Consider the following 17,998-nt stretch of genomic DNA (forward strand, 5'->3'; position numbering starts at 1 on the left):
GACGCCTTCGCCCAGATTCATGATCTTCACACCCGTGGTGATCCGGCCGAGGATGGAAATATCAAGGCAGCTGGTACGGATCATAATGCCTTCCGTCGTGATGATCAGGATCTCATCATCTTCGGATACGGCCCTCGCTCCGACGAGACGTCCTGATTTCTCCGTAATCTTGTAGCATTTAAGACCGATTCCGCCGCGATACTGTCTGCGGAATTCCGTGATCGGCGTCAGTTTGCCGAGTCCCCGTTCGGAAATGAAGAGAAGATGAGTTCCCTGTTTCTCCGTCACCATATTGACGACCTCGTCTCCATCCTCCAGTTTCATTCCCCGTACGCCGGCCGCTCCTCTTCCCATAGGACGAATATCCGAGACATTGAATCGGATGCTCATTCCGTTTCTGGATACCAGAATCACATCCTGTCCGCAGTCATCCCACTTGACTTCGATCAGTTCATCATGTTCCTCCAGCGTAATCGCCGTAAGGCCGTTTTTCCTGATATTGGCAAATGCAGCCATCGGCGTTCTCTTCACCACACCATGCCGGGTCGCCATCACAAGATACCGGTCGGCCTCAAAACGGCGGATCGGCAGAACCGTTGTAATATGCTCCTCCGGCTGCAGCATCAGAAGATTGACAATCGCCGTGCCCCGCGCAGTCCGGCTGGCTTCCGGTATTTCATAGGCATGCAGACGATAAACCCGTCCCTGATTGGTGAAGAACAGAATATAACTGTGGTTCGTCGTCATCATGACATTGGCGACCGCATCATCGTCCAGCGTCTGCATACCGCGGATTCCCTTGCCTCCCCGGTTCTGCATATGGAACTGATCCACCGTCATACGCTTCACATATCCGAGCTGCGTGGCGGTGATCACCATATTCTCATCCGGAATCAGATCCTCGACGGAAATATCCGACGAATCAAAGACGATCTTCGTCTTTCTCTCATCCGCATACTTTCCGCGGATCACAAGAAGCTCGTCCCGGATCACGCCGAGCAGCAGATTCCGGTCGGCAAGAATCGCCTTCAGATGCTCGATCGTTTTCTTCAGCTCGGCGTACTCGGATTCAATTTTACTGCGTTCCAGACCTGTCAGAGCCCGCAGACGCATATCGACAATGGCCTGAGCCTGCGGATCATCCAGCCCGAACCGTTTCATCAGCTCTGACTTGGCCGCCTGAACATTGGCCGCTGCCCTGATGATCGCGATGACCTCATCGATATGATCAAGCGCAATCAGCAGCCCGCGCAGAATATGAGCACGCTCCTCCGCCTTGTTCAGATCGTACTGCGTCCGTCTTGTGACAACGTCTTCCTGATGCCGGAGATAATAGATCAAGATCTCATTCAGATTCAGGACCTTCGGCTGACCGTCCACCAGAGCAAGATTGTTGACGCCAAATGTGTCCTGCAGCTGCGTATGCTTGTACAGCTGGTTGAGGACGATGTTTGCATTGGCATCGCGGCGGACTTCAATGCAGATCTCCATGCCCTCACGGCTTGAGTGGTCGTTGAGTCCGGTGATCCCGTCTATCTTCTTGTTCCGTACGAGTTCCGCGATGGATTCGATCAGGCGGGCCTTATTCACCAGAAACGGAAGCTCTGTTACAAGAATTTCCGACTTTCCGCTCGGCTTCGTCTCGATGCGGGTGACAGCCCGGACTGTGATCTTTCCCCTTCCGGTTCTGTAGGCCTCCTCGATGCCGTGACGGCCGAGAATGGTGGCGCCGGTCGGAAAATCCGGCCCCTTGATGATCTTCATAATGTCTTCGATCGGAATATCCGGTTTTCCGGCCACCCGATCGTCAATCATCCTTACACAGGCGTCAATCACCTCACCCAGATTATGAGGAGGCATATTGGTTGCCATCCCGACGGCAATTCCTGTTGTCCCGTTGATCAGCAGATTGGGAATCCGCGCCGGGAGCACCACCGGTTCCTTTTCCGTCTCATCGAAGTTCGGAACGAAATCAACGGTGTTTTTGTTGATATCCGCCAGCATCTCCATGGAGATTCTGGACAGTCTGGCTTCCGTGTAACGCATCGCGGCCGGCGAGTCCCCGTCGACCGAACCGAAATTGCCGTGTCCGTCCACCAGAGGATAATGAAACGACCAGTCCTGCGCCATATTGACCAGCGCGCCGTAAATCGAAGAATCTCCGTGAGGATGATACTTACCCATCGTATCGCCGACAATACGGGCGCACTTCCGGTGAGGCTTGTCCGGTCCGTTATTGAGCTCAATCATGGACCACAGCACGCGGCGCTGCACCGGCTTCAGGCCGTCCCGGACATCAGGAAGAGCCCGTGACACGATCACCGACATCGCATAGTCAATATACGAGGTCTCCATCGTCTTCTTCAGGTCGACCTCATGGATTTTGTCAAATACCTTATCGTCCATTTCAGCTCCGTTTCCGATTCATCAGACATCCAGATTCGTCACATACTTCGCGTTCTCTTCGATGAATTCGCGTCTGGGTTCCACTTTGTCTCCCATCAGAGTGGTGAAAGTCAGATCCACCTCGGATGCATCATCCTCGTCCATACTGACCCGCTTCAGAACCCGTTTTTCCGGATCCATCGTCGTCTCCCAGAGCTGATCGGCATCCATCTCACCCAGCCCCTTGTAACGCTGCACCTTATTGTTCTGATCGCGGCCGATCTGCTGCATGATATTCTCCAGTTCCTGATCGGAGTAGGCGTACCAGACTTTCTTGTTCTTCTCGATCTTATAAAGCGGCGGCTGTGCCAGATACACATGGCCCTGGCGGATCAGCTCCGGCATAAAGCGGTAGAGAAACGTCAGCATCAGCGTTGCGATATGGGCGCCGTCCACATCGGCATCCGTCATGATGATGATTTTGTCGTAACGGAGTTTTGAAATATCAAAATCCTCGTGAATGCCCGTGCCAAACGCTGTGATCATCGCCTTGATCTCGGCATTACCGTAGATACGGTCGAGTCTTGCCTTTTCCACGTTCAGAATTTTTCCCCGAAGCGGCAGGATTGCCTGTGTCGCCCGAGAACGGGCGGTTTTCGCTGACCCTCCCGCGGAATCTCCCTCCACGATGAAGATCTCGCAGTGCTTCGGGTCCTTGTCAGTACAGTCAGCCAGCTTACCCGGAAGAGACATGCCGTCCAGCGCGGATTTCCGTCTTGTCAGATCACGCGCTTTCCGCGCGGCTTCCCTTGCCCGCTGCGCCAGAACGGATTTCTCGATGGTCGCCTTTCCGACATTCGGATTCTGTTCGAGAAAAACGGTCAGCTGATCCGTCACAACCGCATTGACCGCGCTCCTCGCTTCCGAATTGCCGAGCTTCATCTTGGTCTGACCCTCGAACTGCGGGTTCTCGATCTTCACTGAGATGATGGAAGTCAGACCCTCACGGATATCCTCGCCCGTCAGATTCGGCTCGGAATCCTTGAGCAGACGGTTTTTACGCGCATAATCGTTAAACACCTTCGTGAGAGCCATGCGGAATCCCTCCACATGCATGCCTCCTTCCGGTGTCACAATATTATTGACAAACCCATATGTATTCTCCTTGTATCCGTCGTTATGCTGCATCGCCACTTCGACCAGCACGCCGTTTTTCTCACCCTCGCAGGAAATGATCTGCGGATAAAGAGGCGTCGAGCTCCGGTTCAGATACTGAACGAATTCGACGATTCCCCCCTCATAATGAAACACACACTGCTTCGGCCCCTCTTCCGGTCTCTCGTCCGTAAAGGTAAACTTCAGCCCCTTCGTCAGAAACGCCATCTCCCGAAAACGGGTTTTCAGCGTGTCGAAATCAAACTGAATATCCTCGAAGATTTCCCTGTCCGGGAAAAATGTCACCCTCGTTCCATGCTTTTCCGGATCACAGTCTCCCGCCACCTTGAGCGGATACATCGTCTTTCCCCGCTCATACCGCTGCTGATAGATTTTTCCATCATGGAAAATCTGCACCTCAAGCCATTCGGAAAGCGCGTTCACCACGGAAGCGCCGACACCGTGCAGGCCGCCGGATACCTTGTATCCTCCGCCGCCGAATTTGCCTCCCGCGTGCAGAATGGTGAACACCACCTCTACGGCCGGAATCCCCGCCTGATGATTGATCCCGACCGGAATGCCGCGGCCGTTGTCCTCCACCGTTACCGAATCATCAGAATGGATCGTCACCTCGATATGATCGCAGGTGCCGGCCAGCGCTTCGTCCACCGAATTGTCTACAATCTCGTAAACAAGATGATGCAGTCCCCGTGAAGAGGTAGAACCGATATACATGCCGGGTCTTTTGCGGACCGCTTCGAGACCTTTTAGAATCTGAATCTGATCGGCGCCGTATTCGTCGTGATCTTCAATATTCATGTCGTACCTCCGTCAAGTTTTCCTGCCGTCACGTGAAAAATCCGGTCCGCATGAAAGCGGTTCTGAACAAACTCATCAAGTCCCGTACAGGTAATGAGTGTCTGCGTATCCGCGATACCGTCCAGCAGAGCGGTCTGTCTGTCCGAATCCAGCTCCGAGAGCACATCATCCAGAAGAAAAACGGGTCTGTCCTTTCTCACCGATTCGATCGTGGCGATTTCCGCCATCTTCATCGACAGTGCCGCTGTTCTCTGCTGCCCCTGCGAACCGTAAACCCGAAGATCCATACCGTTCGCGCGGATTGCGAGATCATCCCGGTGAGGTCCTGTCGTCGTACTCTTCATTCTCCGGTCCCTCTCCCGGGCTTCTCTGATCTGATCCGCAAGCTGATCCGCCTCCGAGCACGGCTCATAGACAAGCTCCAGTCTTTCCTTTCCTGAAGTGAGCTTTGCATGTTCCTTCGCGGCATATTGGCTGAATTCTTCCAGAAACTCTTCCCTTTTCCGGATGATCCGGCTTCCGATCGCACTGATCTGATCGTCCCAGATATCCAGTTCCCGGATACGGTCCGGCCGGAAAACCATCTCATGAAGCAGCGCATTCCGCTGCGCAAGACATTTGGCGTAAGCCGTCAGGTCCGACAGATACAGACGGTCCGTGTCAGAGATCATCAGATCAAGAAAACGGCGGCGGCCTGCCGGTCCGTTCTTGACAATACCGAGATCCTCCGGTGAAAAGAAAACCATCGATGCGATTCCGAACAGTTCGGAAGCCCGCTTCAGCGGCACGCCGCCAAGCGCCACACCTTTCCCGCCCATGCGCCTCAGATGCAGATCAACCCTGTATTCATTTTCATGGCGCTGAAAATGCATGCGGATATGACTTTCCTCAGCTCCCATGCGGATCATGTCTCTGTCCTTCGCGCCCCGGTGAGACCGTGTCGTACCGGCGAGATAGACCGCCTCGAGAATGTTGGTCTTTCCCTGAGCGTTTGCGCCGTAAATGATATTGATTCCTTTGTCAAATGCAGCCGACAGCGTTTCGTAATTACGAAAATTCTTCAGATCCAGCGATTCAACGTACAACGACGATCTCCGATCCGCGGAAAAGAACTTTATCTCCTTCATGAAGCTTGCGGCCTCTGCGGGTATCGGTTTCCCCGTTGACAGAGACGTCGCCCCTCTGTATTACCGCCTTGGCTTCCGCACCGTCTTCAACCAGATTTTCCGCCTTAAGCAGCTGTCCAAGTGTGATATATTCTCCCCGCAGTTTCAGTTCCATCATGTGGCACTCCTTATCTTACAAAGTTGACAGGCAGAATCAGGTACGTATAGGTATCATCATCATTGCGGATGAAGCATGGCGCTTTGGCATTGACCAGATACAGCGTCACGTTTTCATCATCGATCACCTTAAGCGCGTCAAGAAGAAATCTCGGATTAAACCCGATCGTCAGATCTCTTCCCTCTTTCTGGATATCGATGCTCTCGTCAAAGGATCCCATCGGCGAATCGATGGAAAGCCGGACCTCACCGTCCGTAATATCAAAGATAATCGGTTTCTTGTCATTCTCGCGTACAAAAAGGAGAGCCCGGTCGATGCAGCTCTGGAATTCGTTTCTTGAAATGGTCAGCTTTGTCTCATAATCCGTCGAAATCATCTGGTCGACATTGAAATACTCTCCGTCGATCAGACGGGAAACCATTCTGGTTCCGGGGAGCTCGAATACAATATGATTTCTTGAAAAGAATACCGAGACCTGTTCATCCATCTCTCCGGACAGGATCCGGCTGATTTCCAGCAGTGTCTTTCCGGGTACGATCACCCTGCGTTCATCAAAGGAATTTTTGAGGGCGACACGCCTCATGGCAATACGGTGACCGTCCAGCGCAACGATACGCAGAATGTCCCCTTTGATTTCAAACAGTTCACCCGTCATGATTTTGTTGTTCTCGTTTGCGGCAATGGAGAATATGGTCTGCTGGATGACTGATTTTAAGGTCAGCTGTGACAGTGTGATGCTTTCATCCTGATCAACGCTCGGCAGGAAAGAAAAATCGTCTCCTTTCTGTCCTGCGATATTAAAGCGTGCCTTTCCGCAGCGGATCTGGATCCGGTCGTTTTCATCTGATTCGAAGGAAACGACGGAGTCCGGCAGTTTTCGTACAATTTCAGACAGCATCCGTGCATCGACGGCAATGGTGCCGGGTTCCTGAATCTGGGCCGGAACGACAGTTTCGATTCCCATCTCCGTATCGTTTGTCGTCAGTTTCAGAGCCTGTCCCTCTGTCTGCAGCAGCATGCACTCAAGGATCGGCATGGTTGTATGGGCGGGAACGGCCCGGATCGCAATTGCGACACCGTTCATCAGATCATTTTTTGCTGCTGTGAATTTCATCGGCTGTGTGCTCCTTTTATGTAAGATAGAAAAGATAAATTCAGAAGTCGTCATCTTAAGGCCTGTGGATTCGCGAGTAAGCATAAAAAAGAGCGGATCCACGGGGTTTTCCGGCAGGAATAAGCCTGTGGGAAAGAACCTGATCAGGCGGTGATTCCGGTGGGTAAAATCCACGGACTGTTCGTTTGTCCACCGTCAGTCCACGTGGATTTTGTTGACAGCCGGTCCGTCCGATCGGTTTTGTCCACAAAAGTCGCCGTGGTTACTGACATTCATCACCGGAATTCACATCGGGGCAATCTTTTTTTTCAGTGTCTCGACGGTTGACTTCGTCTGGGGATTCAATTCCATATCCTTGGCGATCCGATTGTAGGCATTGATGACGGTTGTATGATCTTTCTTATTTAATAGACCGGCGATGGTGTCGTAGGCATCATCCGTCATCTCCCGGCAAAGATACATTGCGATCATACGGGGATATACGTATTCCTTTTTTCGTTTCTGGCTCTTGATTTCGTTAAGAGTCAGATGAAAATGCTCTGCCACCGTGTTGATGATCGCCTCGGAGGTAATCTTTCTCTCTGTATCAGGCGTGATCAGGTCGCGGAGAATTTCCTCGGCGAGATCAAGCGTCACATCACGTTTTTCAAGAATGGACTTGGCCCGGACACGGTTCAGACATCCTTCCAGTTCACGGATATTGGACTTGATGTTCTTGGCGATGTAATCCAGCACTTCGTCGTCGATGTGGTATCCGTCTGTCTCTTCCTTTTTTCTCAGGATGGCCATTCTCGTCTCGTAATCCGGTGAGGAAATGTCGGCAATCAGGCCCATCTCCAGCCGGGAACGGATGCGTTCCTCCAGAATGTCCAGATCCTTCGGCGGTTTATCAGAGGAAATGATGATTTGTTTTTTCTGGCCGTACAGAGCCTCGAATGTGTGGAAGAACTCCTCCTGCGTGGATTCCTTTCCGATGATAAACTGAATATCGTCAATCAGAAGCACGTCGATATTGCGGTATTTGTCCCGAAACTTGGACATGGCCGAATTATTGCCGTTTCGGATGGAATCGATCAGTTCGTTTGTGAAGTCCTCACTCGTGACATAAAGGACACGGGCTTCCGGATTGTTTTTCAGTATAAAGTGGGCGATGGAATGCATCAGGTGCGTCTTGCCGAGTCCTACACCCGCGTAAAGGTAAAGCGGGTTGTAGATTTCGCCGGGAGATTCGGCAACAGCCAGCGAGGCTGCATGCGCGAATTTGTTGTTGGAGCCGACGACAAATGAATCGAAGGTATACTTCGGGTTCAGATGTGCGCGTTCCATCACGTCAGTGAAATCCTCGTCGTCAGACGGTTTGTTTTTCGCTGATACGGCCGCGTCCGGCGTCACATAATGGACAGCAAGACTCAGACCCGTCACTTCACGGATCGCGGTTCGTATGGCAAGCGTATAGCGTTTGTTCAGCACATTGATGCCCATGCTGCCGGAAGAAACGATCAATGTGATCCCTTCATGATCGACGGCGTGAATTTCCAGAGGAAGAATCCAGGTCGAAAAAGAAACAGCCGACAGATCATTCTCTTCCTTGATCCGTTCGAGAATATCCGGCCATTTCTCCTCAAGCAGTGTCAAATTGTCCATATAGAGAAGCTACCCCATTCTTGATTAAATACTCTTTCCTATAATATATGAAACCGCCTCTTTTTACAAGAGAGGCGTCGGGAGTTACCATAACATGGTGTTTCATAACCGGACGGTTGATAACTCCCACTCGCTGTATCAACAGCGAAAAATGTCCGTAAAAGCGGCATCTTCTGTTTTCTCTCCCCGAAGTATAACCGCAAATAGAGAAGTTTTCCACAACTTATCCACAAATTGTGGATAGTTTTACGTAAACTCCGTCGGGGGGATTGTGGAAATAGACGAAGTATCCAAAGTGAGGACTTGACAGTGTTTCTGATGAACTCATATAATAGATCAGAAATGCTGAAATTTGATTATTGATAAGAGGTGTTGAAGATGGCAGGGAAAATGACTTTCCAACCAAAGAAGCTTTCTCATAAAAGAGTACATGGCTTCCGTAAGAGAATGGCAACGGCCGGCGGCAGAAAGGTTCTGGCAGCCAGAAGAGCGAAAGGAAGAAAAGTACTCTCCGCGTGAGAACGAAAAGACCACATGTTGCATGTGGTCTTATTTCTTATGATGAAAATGACCGGTATGAAGAAGAGTGCGGATTTTTCCCGAGTTTATCATGAAGGAAAATCCAGGGCCGACCGGAATCTTGTTCTGTATGCAGCGGAACGGGGGGACGGTGACGGCCTTTTTGGCGTTTCAGTTTCGAAAAAGGTAGGAAACAGCGTGGTCAGGCACCGGATCAAACGAAGACTGAAGGAAATCGTACGACTGAACAGCGAAAGGTTTCCGAAAGGATACGATCTGGTCGTCATTGCCCGCATGCATGCCGCCTCGTCCGATTATGCCGGGCTGGAGCATTCCATGCTGAAGCTCGCGGCGGCTCTGCTACCGGAGAAAGAAGAGACATGCTTAAGAGAATCATGATCAGGGCGATCCGCTTTTATCAGAAGCACATTTCCCCGTACAAGGGATATCGGTGCCCTTATACGCCGTCCTGTTCCCAGTATGGTCTTGAGGCAATAGAGCGCTACGGACCGCTGAAGGGCGGTCTTCTTGCGCTTTGGAGAATCCTGCGGTGCAATCCGTTTTCTCACGGGGGATATGATCCCGTGCCCTGACAGGAGAATGATTCTGCCATTGGTGCAGGCAGTCCTGCATTGAGGATAGAGCCGGCGGAAGCATAGAACCGCCGGGAAAAATGCTGCCCGGTCCGCAGCCATGATAAAAGGAGGAAACGACGTGACAGAGATTCTGACCAAGAGTTCCATGCCCATCATCAAATGGGTGGCTGAGGTGCTGGGATTGCTCATGAACGGCATCTATTTTGTCCTCAGCCGGATCGGTATCACAAATGTCGGCCTGGCGATCATTCTGTTTACCATCATTCTTTTGATGGCGATGATGCCGCTTCAGATCAAACAGCAGCGCTTCTCGAAGCTGACAGGCCTGATGCAGCCGGAAATCCAGCGTATCCAGAACAAGTACAAGAATAAAAAGGACCAGGTTTCCCAGCAGAAAATGATGGATGAAACCAATGCGGTTTATGCCAAATACGGCGTATCTCCGACGGGATCCTGCGTTCAGCTTCTGATTCAGATGCCGGCCCTGTTTGCCTTGTACCAGGTTATTTACAAGATTCCAGGCTACATCACCATCATCGGCAATAAGATCGGAGCCATCGCTTCGGACAGCGCATTTGTCGACGCACTGAGCAAATTTGTCAAGGCGGAGAACAACTCCACTCTGACGAGAAATTTCAGCAGCGGCGCGAAGGCAAACGTGATCGATACCGTATATGGGCTGACGACAAAGCAGTGGGATGCATTTCTTAAAGAAGCGGGAAATCAGTTTCCGACTCTGGAGGGCATTCACCGTTATGTCAAGCGGGCTACATCCTTTGCAGGACTCAATATTTCTGATTCGCCGTTCGACATCATCAAGAATGCCTGGACGGACCGTCAGGGACTCTGGATTCTGCTGATTGTCGCGGCGCTTCTTTTTCCGATTCTGGCCTGGTTCACCCAGTGGCTTAACTATAAGCTGATGCCGCAGCCGGCACAGCAGAACGGGGATGCGGCCAGCAGTACCATGACGCAGACCATGAATTCGATGAATAACTTTATGCCGATCATGTCCGCGTTTTTCTGCCTGACGCTTCCGACCGGTGTCGGTATCTACTGGATTATGTCCGCTGTGGTCCGCTCTGTACAGCAGTTTTTTATCAACAAAAAGCTGGATTCCGAGAGCGAGGAGGATATCATCCGGGCAGCTCAGGAAAAGAACAACAGGAAACGGGAGAAGCAGGGACTTCCGCCTCAGAAAATTACCAGTGCAGCTCATGTTTCCACACGCAGCTTCGAAGTGAAGGATGCGGAAAAGACGGCGCGGAATAATCGGGCGGAAGGCCTTACATCCTCATCGCAGGAAAGCGGCCGCACAGCCCGTCCGGGATCCCTTGCAGCCAAGGCAAATATGGTTAAAACGTTCGATGAACAGCACAATAAGAAACGCTGACGTTCGGAGAGGAGGAAGGATGGAGTATCGTACATACCAGGCCAGAACGGTTGACGAAGCGATCACGCAGGCTTGTCTGGCACTCGGAGTCACATCGGACCGTCTGGAATATGATGTCACGCAGGAACCGACGAATGGCTTTCTCGGGATCGGAAGCAAGCCGGCTGTAATTCGTGCGAGAGTTCGTTCGGAGCAGGAGCTTCAGAAGGAGAAAACGGCAATCGAACGCGCGGAAGAGGCCGATCAGAAAGCCGGCGTACGCAAGGCTGCGGCTTCGGTCGAAGAGGAACGCAATCCTTCCTCTGAGAAAGAACGGCAGGCGGTTGTCACAAGCGACGAAATCGAGAAAAGGGCGGCTGCGGCAGCCGCCAGGGCGAAGGCGGAAGGAACGGAAGAGTCCGTTCCGGTCAGAAGAGAACGAAGAGAAAATGAGCGCGGAGGAAGAAGAGACAGCCGGGGACGCCGGCCCGATCGTGAGCGCAGGGACCAGACAGCAAAAAGAGAAGTGCGGCGCCGCGGAGAGGAGACCCCGGTCCTTCCCCATGAACCGTCGAAGCCAAAGCCGGAGCGAGTCGTCAAACCGAGAAGCGAGGAGGAAGCGGCGGAACTGACAAAGACAGCGGAGGATTTTCTTCACAGTGTCTTTGATGCGATGCATATCAAGGCAGAACTTCATGTGGAATATGACCAGACGGAAGGAGCCGTCAACTGCATGTTCTCCGGCGAGGAGATGGGGATTCTGATCGGGAAGAGAGGACAGACACTTGATTCCCTTCAGTATCTGACCAGCCTTGTTGTCAACCGCAGGACCGACGACTATGTTCGCGTGAAGCTTGATACGGAAGACTACCGAAACCGCAGAGCGGAAACGCTGAACAATCTGGCGAGAAATATTGCGTACAAGGTCAAACGGACACATGAGGCGGTGGCGCTTGAACCGATGAATCCATATGAGAGAAGAATCATCCACTCTGCGCTGCAGGGAAACCGCTTTGTTGAAACCTACAGTGAAGGTGAGGAGCCGTACCGGCACGTTGTGGTCGCGCCAAAAAGACATGAATGAAACCATTACCGCCATCGCAAGCGGCATGACAGCTTCGGGCATCGGAATCATCCGGATTTCGGGGCCTGAAGCTTTCGCTGTACTTGGGCGTATCTTTCGAACAAAAGGGCAGGAGGATGTGAGCCGTTTTCCTGCCAATACGATTCACTACGGATGGATCTGCGAATCTGACGGACGAGCGGTGGACGAATGTCTCGTCATGATTATGAGAGGGCCGCATACTTATACTACCGAGGATACAGTTGAAATCGACTGTCACGGCGGACCTTTTGTGATGCAGAAAATACTGTCACTCGTTATACGATCCGGCGCACGGCCGGCCGAACCGGGTGAATTTACAAAACGGGCGTATCTCGGCGGGAGAATCGATCTCTCTGAAGCGGAAGCGGTCATGGATCTGATACGGGCGCGCAGCGATGAAGCGCTGAACAGCTCCTTGATGCAGCTGTCAGGTTCCGTACGCAGCACCATTTCAGAACTCCGGACGGTGATTCTCAATGAAGTTGCCTACATTGAAGCCGCGCTTGATGATCCGGAACATTACGATCTTTCAGGCTACGGTACTGCGCTGAGCCAGCATTTAACACCCGTAAGGGAAAAGCTCCGCTCTTTGTCAGCAACCTTCCGTGAGGGAAGACTCGTCCGGGAAGGCATCCTGACCGTCATTCTCGGAAAACCGAATGCGGGCAAATCCTCTCTGCTCAATGCCATCACAGGGAAAGACAGAGCGATTGTGACCGACATCGAAGGGACTACGAGAGATACGCTCGAAGAGCAGGTGGAGCTTGGGGGCATTACGCTGCGCATGATCGATACCGCCGGTATTCGGGATGCAAGGGATCAGATTGAAAAGATCGGAATTGGCCGTGCACGTACATATGCCGCAAATGCGGATCTGATTCTGGCTGTATTTGATTCTGCGAGGCCTCTTGATCAGAACGACGAGGACATTCTCAGTCTGATCCGCGGGAAAAAGGCCGTTGTACTGCTTAACAAATCGGATCTTCCTCCGGTTGTTTCGGAGGGGGACATTGCCCGGCGTACGGACGCGCCGGTGATCCGCATCTCAGCGCAGCGCCGGGAAGGAATTGAAGAACTGGAGGAAACAATCCGACGGATGTTCTTCAGCGGCCATCTGAATTTTAATGAGGAAACCGTTATCACCAATGCCCGTCATAAAGAGGCGATCGATCGGGCGGAGAAAAGTCTGGAACTGGTGGAACAAAGTATCGAGGAGGGCATGCCAGAGGATTTTTATTCCATTGATCTGATGGATGCATACGGTGCGCTGAGTGAAGTGATCGGTGAAGAAGTCAGTGATGATCTCGTCAATACCATCTTTTCCAAATTCTGTATGGGAAAATAAGGGGATACTATGGCGGCTATTACGGAGCATTTTGATGTTGTCGTTGTAGGCGCGGGGCACGCGGGATGCGAGGCGGCGCTTGCCTGCGCCAGACTGAATCTGGAGACAATCCTTTATACGGTAAGTGTGGAATCCATAGCTCTTATGCCATGCAATCCGAATATCGGAGGTAGTTCCAAGGGACATCTTGTTCGTGAGCTGGACGCGCTTGGCGGAGAGATGGGCAAGGTCATCGACCGTACGTTTATTCAGTCACGTATGCTGAATCGTTCCAAGGGACCTGCGGTTCATTCACTTCGTGCTCAGGCGGATAAGGCCGCCTATACGATGGCGATGCGGCATGTGGTAGAAAATCAGCCGCATCTGACTGTCAGACAACAGGAAGTAACAGAAATTATGACAACAGAAGATCTGAATCGTAATCCTGATCTGGCTGATCGTTATCAAAACTTCATAAAAGATTCAGATAATAAACAAAATTCGATCAAAAATAATAAGTTATTCACAGAAACCACAATAAAAGACGGCCGGATTGTGGATAACTCACCGCAAATCATCGGAATTCGTACGATATCCGGTGCTGTCTGCTTTGCAAAGGCTGTTATTCTTTGTACAGGCGTCTACCTGAAGGCGCGGTGCATTTATGGAGAAACGAGCAGCGCAACCGGTCCGAACGGTCTGCTGGCCGCCAATCATCTGTCGGATTCACTGCGCGCGCATGGCATCAGGCTGGTTCGTTTCAAGACCGGAACTCCGGCAAGGATCGACGGGCGCACAATCGACTTCTCGAAATGTGAGAGGCAGGATGGTGATCGACCGGTCATTCCGTTTTCTTTTTCAACAGATCCTGAAGATGTTCAGATTGAGCAGCAGCCCTGCTGGCTGACTTATACGAATGAAGAGACCCATCGAATCATCCGGGACAATATTGACCGGTCTCCTCTGTATGGCGGAGTGATTCATGCGACCGGACCCCGCTATTGTCCTTCCATCGAGGATAAGGTGATGAAGTTTCCGGATAAAACGAGACATCAGGTTTTCATCGAGCCGGAAGGGTCCTACACAAATGAAATGTATATCGATGGCATGTCGAGTTCGATGCCGGAGGATGTTCAGTTCGCGATGTACCGCACTGTACCCGGGCTTGAGCATGCTCAGATCGTACGAAACGCGTATGCCATTGAATATGACTGTCTGGCGCCCAGACAGTTGCGAAGTTCTCTTGAATTTCGTTCCATCAGGGGCCTGTTTTCCGGTGGCCAGTTTAACGGGAGCTCGGGATACGAGGAAGCGGCTGCTCAGGGGCTGATGGCCGGAATCAATGCGTCGCAGTATGTGCACGGCAGAAGTCCGCTGGTCCTTCTTCGATCGGAAGCCTATATCGGTGTGCTGATCGACGATCTGGTCACAAAGGAGAATTTTGAACCTTATCGGATGATGACGAGCCGCGCGGAGTATCGCCTTCTGCTCCGACAGGATAATGCGGATCTCAGGCTTCGAAAATACGGGCATCTTGTCGGACTCATCTCTGACGAAGAAATGCGGAAGACAAGCAGAAAAGAGGAGATGATCCGATCTGAAATCAGTCGTGTGGAATCAGTGAATATCGGAACCGGAGAAGCTGTACAGAAGCTGCTTATATCCCTTGGAAGCACACCACTGGAATCCGGCGCTAAGCTGGCGGAACTGATCCGAAGACCGGAACTGACGTATGACAAGCTTTCTCCGATTGATCCGGATCGGCAGGATCTTCCGGATGCCGTGCGGGAACAGGTGAACATTGAGATTAAGTATCATGGGTATATTGAAAGACAGAAGCGCCAGGTAGAGCAGTTCAGAAAAACGGAAGGCCGCCATATTCCTTCTGATATTAATTACGATGATGTATCAGGGCTTCGAATTGAGGCACGACAGAAACTTAAAGCCTTTCATCCGGAAAATGTCGGGCAGGCAGGCCGGATCGCCGGAATCAATCCCGCGGATGTCTCTGTACTGCTGGTTTATCTGAAGCAGAAGGAATTTCTGAAAGAGCAGAGAGAAAATTCGGATCATCAGGAAAAGCTGAAATCTGAAAGATTCCATGATTCAGAGAAGTGACAGGCAACCATGTAAGTGCTGTCGTACTGATCAAATTGCGGGGATATGCAATGGAATGATCCTGAAAAGGTGCAGTCTGATCAGAACATGACGGCAAATGCAAAGAAAAATCGTGCTGAATACGGCGTTGACAGACCGGCCCTGGTTACTACGGAGATTAAGAGAATGACTGAAGCGGATAGAATCAAAAATGAACTGAAAAATGTCCTGCAATTGTCTCTGACCGATGAACAGGCTGAACAATTGGACACATTTTATAAGATGATCTGTGAAAAGAATAAAGTCATGAATCTGACGAGAATTACGGACTTTGAAGATGCTCTCAAAAAGCATATTGCAGACAGCCTGTCACTGGTTCGTGCTGCGGAGCTTCCGGGCGACGTTCATTCCGTTCTCGATATGGGAAGCGGAGCAGGATTTCCGGGAATGCCTGTCAAGATTGTATGGCCAGATCTTAATGTGACGATGATGGATTCGGTAGGCAAAAAAATGGCATTTATAGACACCGTGATTCAGACCCTTCATCTGACCGATGTGAGGGCTGTTCATGCCAGAGCGGAAGAAGCAGCTCGAAAAACGGCATATCGTGAACATTTTGATTTGTGCTTATCCAGAGCAGTAGCGAACCTTGCAACGCTTTCCGAGTACTGTCTGCCTTTTGTCCGTATCGGCGGCCGTTTTGCAGCATATAAAGCCGCTGATTCAGATCAGGAAATACAGCGTTCGGAAAAAGCAATCCGCGCTCTCGGAGGTGAAATCGAAGAGGTAAGGGATTTTGATCTATACGATTTGAAGCGGAGGATTATCGTGATCAGAAAGATCAAGCCCACATCCGGAATTTATCCGCGCAAGGCTGGAACGCCTTCCAGGGAACCGATTCAGTGAGTGTTAATAGAATGATGTGATAGCAAACCGCCGTATCATATGGATTTTATTGAGAAATCCATATGATACGGCGGTCTGTATTATGTCTTACCTTTACTGGCAGTCGTCTGCTGTCCGATTACAGAAATCGGCGCTGAAGCTGTCAATGATCTGTGAGGTCAGATTGGGCTCTTCCAGATGAGGCAGCTGTCTCGTATGCTCAATTTTTTCAATGCGAATTTCTGCGTTCAAATCAGACCATTCACGGATCATCCGGTCAGCATCGCCAGAGTCTGACCCGTATATGAGACAGACCGGAATTTTCAGGTTCTGGACTGCGCGAGAGATGTCTATGTTCAGAAGTCTTCCGACAATACAGGCGGCAAGAAAATGGCCCCGGCCTCTGTCAAGATGAGCACTCTCATAGTAAGTGTCAACGAGATCATCGTTATCATGGAACGGGTTATAAAAATACTGCTCGGTAAAAGCCAGATCGATTCGGGAGCGGGTTGTCGTTATATTATAAATGAACGTTCCAATGATCGGAAGCTCAAGAATAAAACGGGTAATGTTCGAAGTTATGTCCGGTGCTTCCGCGAGTGAAGAAGGCGTCGGTGGTGAAATAAGGACCATTTTTTTGAAAAGTGAAGGGTCATAGGCAGAGGCCATCACAGCAACTGCACAGGTGAGATTTGAAGCCACAGCAATTGGATGTGAAATTGCCATCTGGTGGATGAAATCGCGAATCAGTTCGACATAGACAAAATTAGAATACGGCAGCTTTTCCTTTGAAGATCTTCCGCAACCGGGCAGATCAATGGCATATACCTGATGATTATGTGATAACCGGTCTATTATATCAGACCATTCAAACGACGAAGCAGCCGGATGAATGGCGTGAAGAAGCAGTACAGGTTCGCCGGAACCCTTGCATTCATAATAGATTCTGATTCCCTTCCAATTGAAAAAGTTTTCAGGTTTCGAATGGAGAAGGTGCTTTCGACCGGCGTAAAGATCAGAAAAACGATTGAAGGCATACATTGAGCCGAGAGCCAGTGTACTGCCGCAAACAAGTCGGTAAAGAAAACTTCCTTTTTTCACGATGCATCCCTCCTTACTCTGAGTGTTATTTTAACATCTGATAATTGGCACATCAAGCACGGTTTACATATGAATAAATGCTGCAGCAGGTGAATATACGTTGCCTGCAGATTAACAGATACCCGAATTTGCCGGATTACTGAAATGTGTTTCTTGAATTAGAAGGAGAACGAACAGAAATCAGAATGAATATAAAAATGATGCTTTCATACCTGTGAGCATGAGAAAAAAACCGGTGCTCGGATAAGAAGTGAACAGGAATAAAATTACGAATCCATGAGCATCTATGTTATGGAGGTACTTGACCAACTTGAGCACATAATAACATTATGAGCAAGATTGTTGATTGTGAGGCGAAAAACCGAAACTTTGACGTGATATGTTTCACGTGAAACATCGATGACCGGACAGTAGTTATTATAAATGATTATGTCATGACTGCCAGCGTCAGCTTGAACACGAATGAAAGATAATAAGTCAATAAATCTGAGTATTGATAGGTTACGATTCAAGTGATGCATTAATAGCCGGATGATCAAACTGCAGAATATTCTACGGTTGCTGCCATCGGTAGCACGAACACGAAATAATGTGAGTC

The 17,998-nt window shown here is 50.6% G+C and carries 15 protein-coding genes (1 of these 15 only partly in view); 8 read left to right on the forward strand and 7 right to left on the reverse strand.

The features are described 5' to 3' along the window. The 6 genes from gyrA to dnaA form a co-directional block, all read right to left on the reverse strand. On the reverse strand, positions 1-2,406 hold the 5' portion of the coding sequence (gyrA, locus tag G4C92_RS07460; protein ID WP_274941918.1) for a DNA gyrase subunit A. Its footprint begins 159 nt before the window's first position; only the first 2,406 of its 2,565 coding nucleotides appear in the window; the start codon lies at positions 2,404-2,406; the stop codon falls past the left edge of the window. 21 nt (positions 2,407-2,427) lie between these two features. After that, a complete protein-coding gene (gene gyrB / locus G4C92_RS07465) occupies positions 2,428-4,359 on the reverse strand; it encodes a DNA topoisomerase (ATP-hydrolyzing) subunit B (RefSeq protein ID WP_274941919.1) in 1,932 nt (643 codons plus the stop codon). Next, on the reverse strand, positions 4,356-5,444 hold the full coding sequence (recF, locus tag G4C92_RS07470) for a DNA replication/repair protein RecF (protein WP_274941920.1): 1,089 nt from the start codon (positions 5,442-5,444) through the stop codon (positions 4,356-4,358). The genes gyrB and recF overlap by 4 nt, the downstream gene beginning before the upstream one ends. Beyond that, positions 5,434-5,640, reverse strand: a complete 207-nt coding sequence (locus tag G4C92_RS07475; RefSeq protein WP_330654840.1) for an RNA-binding S4 domain-containing protein — start codon at positions 5,638-5,640, stop codon at positions 5,434-5,436. The genes recF and G4C92_RS07475 overlap by 11 nt, the downstream gene beginning before the upstream one ends. A 13-nt stretch (positions 5,641-5,653) precedes the next feature. Next, positions 5,654-6,757, reverse strand: a complete 1,104-nt coding sequence (gene dnaN, locus G4C92_RS07480) for a DNA polymerase III subunit beta (RefSeq protein WP_274941922.1) — start codon at positions 6,755-6,757, stop codon at positions 5,654-5,656. Positions 6,758-7,042: 285 nt separating this feature from the next. Continuing rightward, a complete protein-coding gene (dnaA, locus tag G4C92_RS07485) occupies positions 7,043-8,401 on the reverse strand; it encodes a chromosomal replication initiator protein DnaA (protein WP_330654841.1) in 1,359 nt (452 codons plus the stop codon). Positions 8,402-8,779: 378 nt separating this feature from the next. Between dnaA and rpmH the strand changes: the two genes are divergently transcribed. The 8 genes from rpmH to rsmG all read left to right on the forward strand — a co-directional run bounded on the left by rpmH (position 8,780) and on the right by rsmG (position 16,320). Then, positions 8,780-8,920: a 50S ribosomal protein L34 gene (gene rpmH / locus G4C92_RS07490; RefSeq protein WP_274941923.1), complete on the forward strand. Its 141-nt coding sequence runs from the start codon at positions 8,780-8,782 to the stop codon at positions 8,918-8,920. A 39-nt stretch (positions 8,921-8,959) separates the two neighbouring features. Further along, positions 8,960-9,319, forward strand: coding sequence for a ribonuclease P protein component (rnpA, locus tag G4C92_RS07495; protein WP_274941924.1), 360 nt, complete (start codon positions 8,960-8,962; stop codon positions 9,317-9,319). Continuing rightward, on the forward strand, positions 9,301-9,513 hold the full coding sequence (gene yidD, locus G4C92_RS07500) for a membrane protein insertion efficiency factor YidD (protein ID WP_274941925.1): 213 nt from the start codon (positions 9,301-9,303) through the stop codon (positions 9,511-9,513). The genes rnpA and yidD overlap by 19 nt, the downstream gene beginning before the upstream one ends. A 121-nt stretch (positions 9,514-9,634) precedes the next feature. Further along, positions 9,635-10,909 carry a YidC/Oxa1 family membrane protein insertase gene (locus tag G4C92_RS07505; RefSeq protein WP_274941926.1) on the forward strand — a complete coding sequence of 425 codons (1,275 nt, stop codon included), beginning with the start codon at positions 9,635-9,637 and terminating at the stop codon, positions 10,907-10,909. Between the two features lie 19 nt (positions 10,910-10,928). Further along, positions 10,929-11,972 carry an RNA-binding cell elongation regulator Jag/EloR gene (jag, locus tag G4C92_RS07510; RefSeq protein ID WP_274941927.1) on the forward strand — a complete coding sequence of 348 codons (1,044 nt, stop codon included), beginning with the start codon at positions 10,929-10,931 and terminating at the stop codon, positions 11,970-11,972. Beyond that, the gene (gene mnmE, locus G4C92_RS07515) at positions 11,965-13,338 is read left to right on the forward strand and encodes a tRNA uridine-5-carboxymethylaminomethyl(34) synthesis GTPase MnmE (RefSeq protein ID WP_274941928.1); all 1,374 of its coding nucleotides are present in this window, start codon (positions 11,965-11,967) and stop codon (positions 13,336-13,338) included. The genes jag and mnmE overlap by 8 nt, the downstream gene beginning before the upstream one ends. A gap of 9 nt (positions 13,339-13,347) precedes the next feature. Then, the gene (gene mnmG / locus G4C92_RS07520; protein ID WP_274941929.1) at positions 13,348-15,435 is read left to right on the forward strand and encodes a tRNA uridine-5-carboxymethylaminomethyl(34) synthesis enzyme MnmG; all 2,088 of its coding nucleotides are present in this window, start codon (positions 13,348-13,350) and stop codon (positions 15,433-15,435) included. Positions 15,436-15,480: 45 nt separating this feature from the next. Further along, the gene (rsmG, locus tag G4C92_RS07525) at positions 15,481-16,320 is read left to right on the forward strand and encodes a 16S rRNA (guanine(527)-N(7))-methyltransferase RsmG (protein WP_330654842.1); all 840 of its coding nucleotides are present in this window, start codon (positions 15,481-15,483) and stop codon (positions 16,318-16,320) included. A 93-nt stretch (positions 16,321-16,413) separates the two neighbouring features. On the opposite strand, the gene G4C92_RS07530 is transcribed toward rsmG, so the two are convergent. Then, on the reverse strand, positions 16,414-17,400 hold the full coding sequence (locus G4C92_RS07530; RefSeq protein ID WP_274941930.1) for an alpha/beta fold hydrolase: 987 nt from the start codon (positions 17,398-17,400) through the stop codon (positions 16,414-16,416). Positions 17,401-17,998 lie beyond the last annotated feature (598 nt).

It is taken from the genome of Chordicoccus furentiruminis, assembly GCF_019355395.1.
Classification (GTDB): Bacteria; Bacillota; Clostridia; order Lachnospirales; family Lachnospiraceae; genus Chordicoccus; species Chordicoccus furentiruminis.

Coding starts and splice junctions, on each gene's coding strand:
- gyrB (WP_274941919.1), bottom strand. CDS start 4,359: ATGAATATTGAAGATCACGACGAATACGGCGCCGATCAGATTCAGATT.
- G4C92_RS07475 (WP_330654840.1), bottom strand. CDS start 5,640: ATGGAACTGAAACTGCGGGGAGAATATATCACACTTGGACAGCTGCTT.
- dnaN (WP_274941922.1), bottom strand. CDS start 6,757: ATGAAATTCACAGCAGCAAAAAATGATCTGATGAACGGTGTCGCAATT.
- dnaA (WP_330654841.1), bottom strand. CDS start 8,401: ATGGACAATTTGACACTGCTTGAGGAGAAATGGCCGGATATTCTCGAA.
- rpmH (WP_274941923.1), top strand. CDS start 8,780: ATGGCAGGGAAAATGACTTTCCAACCAAAGAAGCTTTCTCATAAAAGA.
- rnpA (WP_274941924.1), top strand. CDS start 8,960: ATGATGAAAATGACCGGTATGAAGAAGAGTGCGGATTTTTCCCGAGTT.
- yidD (WP_274941925.1), top strand. CDS start 9,301: ATGCTTAAGAGAATCATGATCAGGGCGATCCGCTTTTATCAGAAGCAC.
- jag (WP_274941927.1), top strand. CDS start 10,929: ATGGAGTATCGTACATACCAGGCCAGAACGGTTGACGAAGCGATCACG.
- mnmE (WP_274941928.1), top strand. CDS start 11,965: ATGAATGAAACCATTACCGCCATCGCAAGCGGCATGACAGCTTCGGGC.
- mnmG (WP_274941929.1), top strand. CDS start 13,348: ATGGCGGCTATTACGGAGCATTTTGATGTTGTCGTTGTAGGCGCGGGG.
- rsmG (WP_330654842.1), top strand. CDS start 15,481: ATGCAATGGAATGATCCTGAAAAGGTGCAGTCTGATCAGAACATGACG.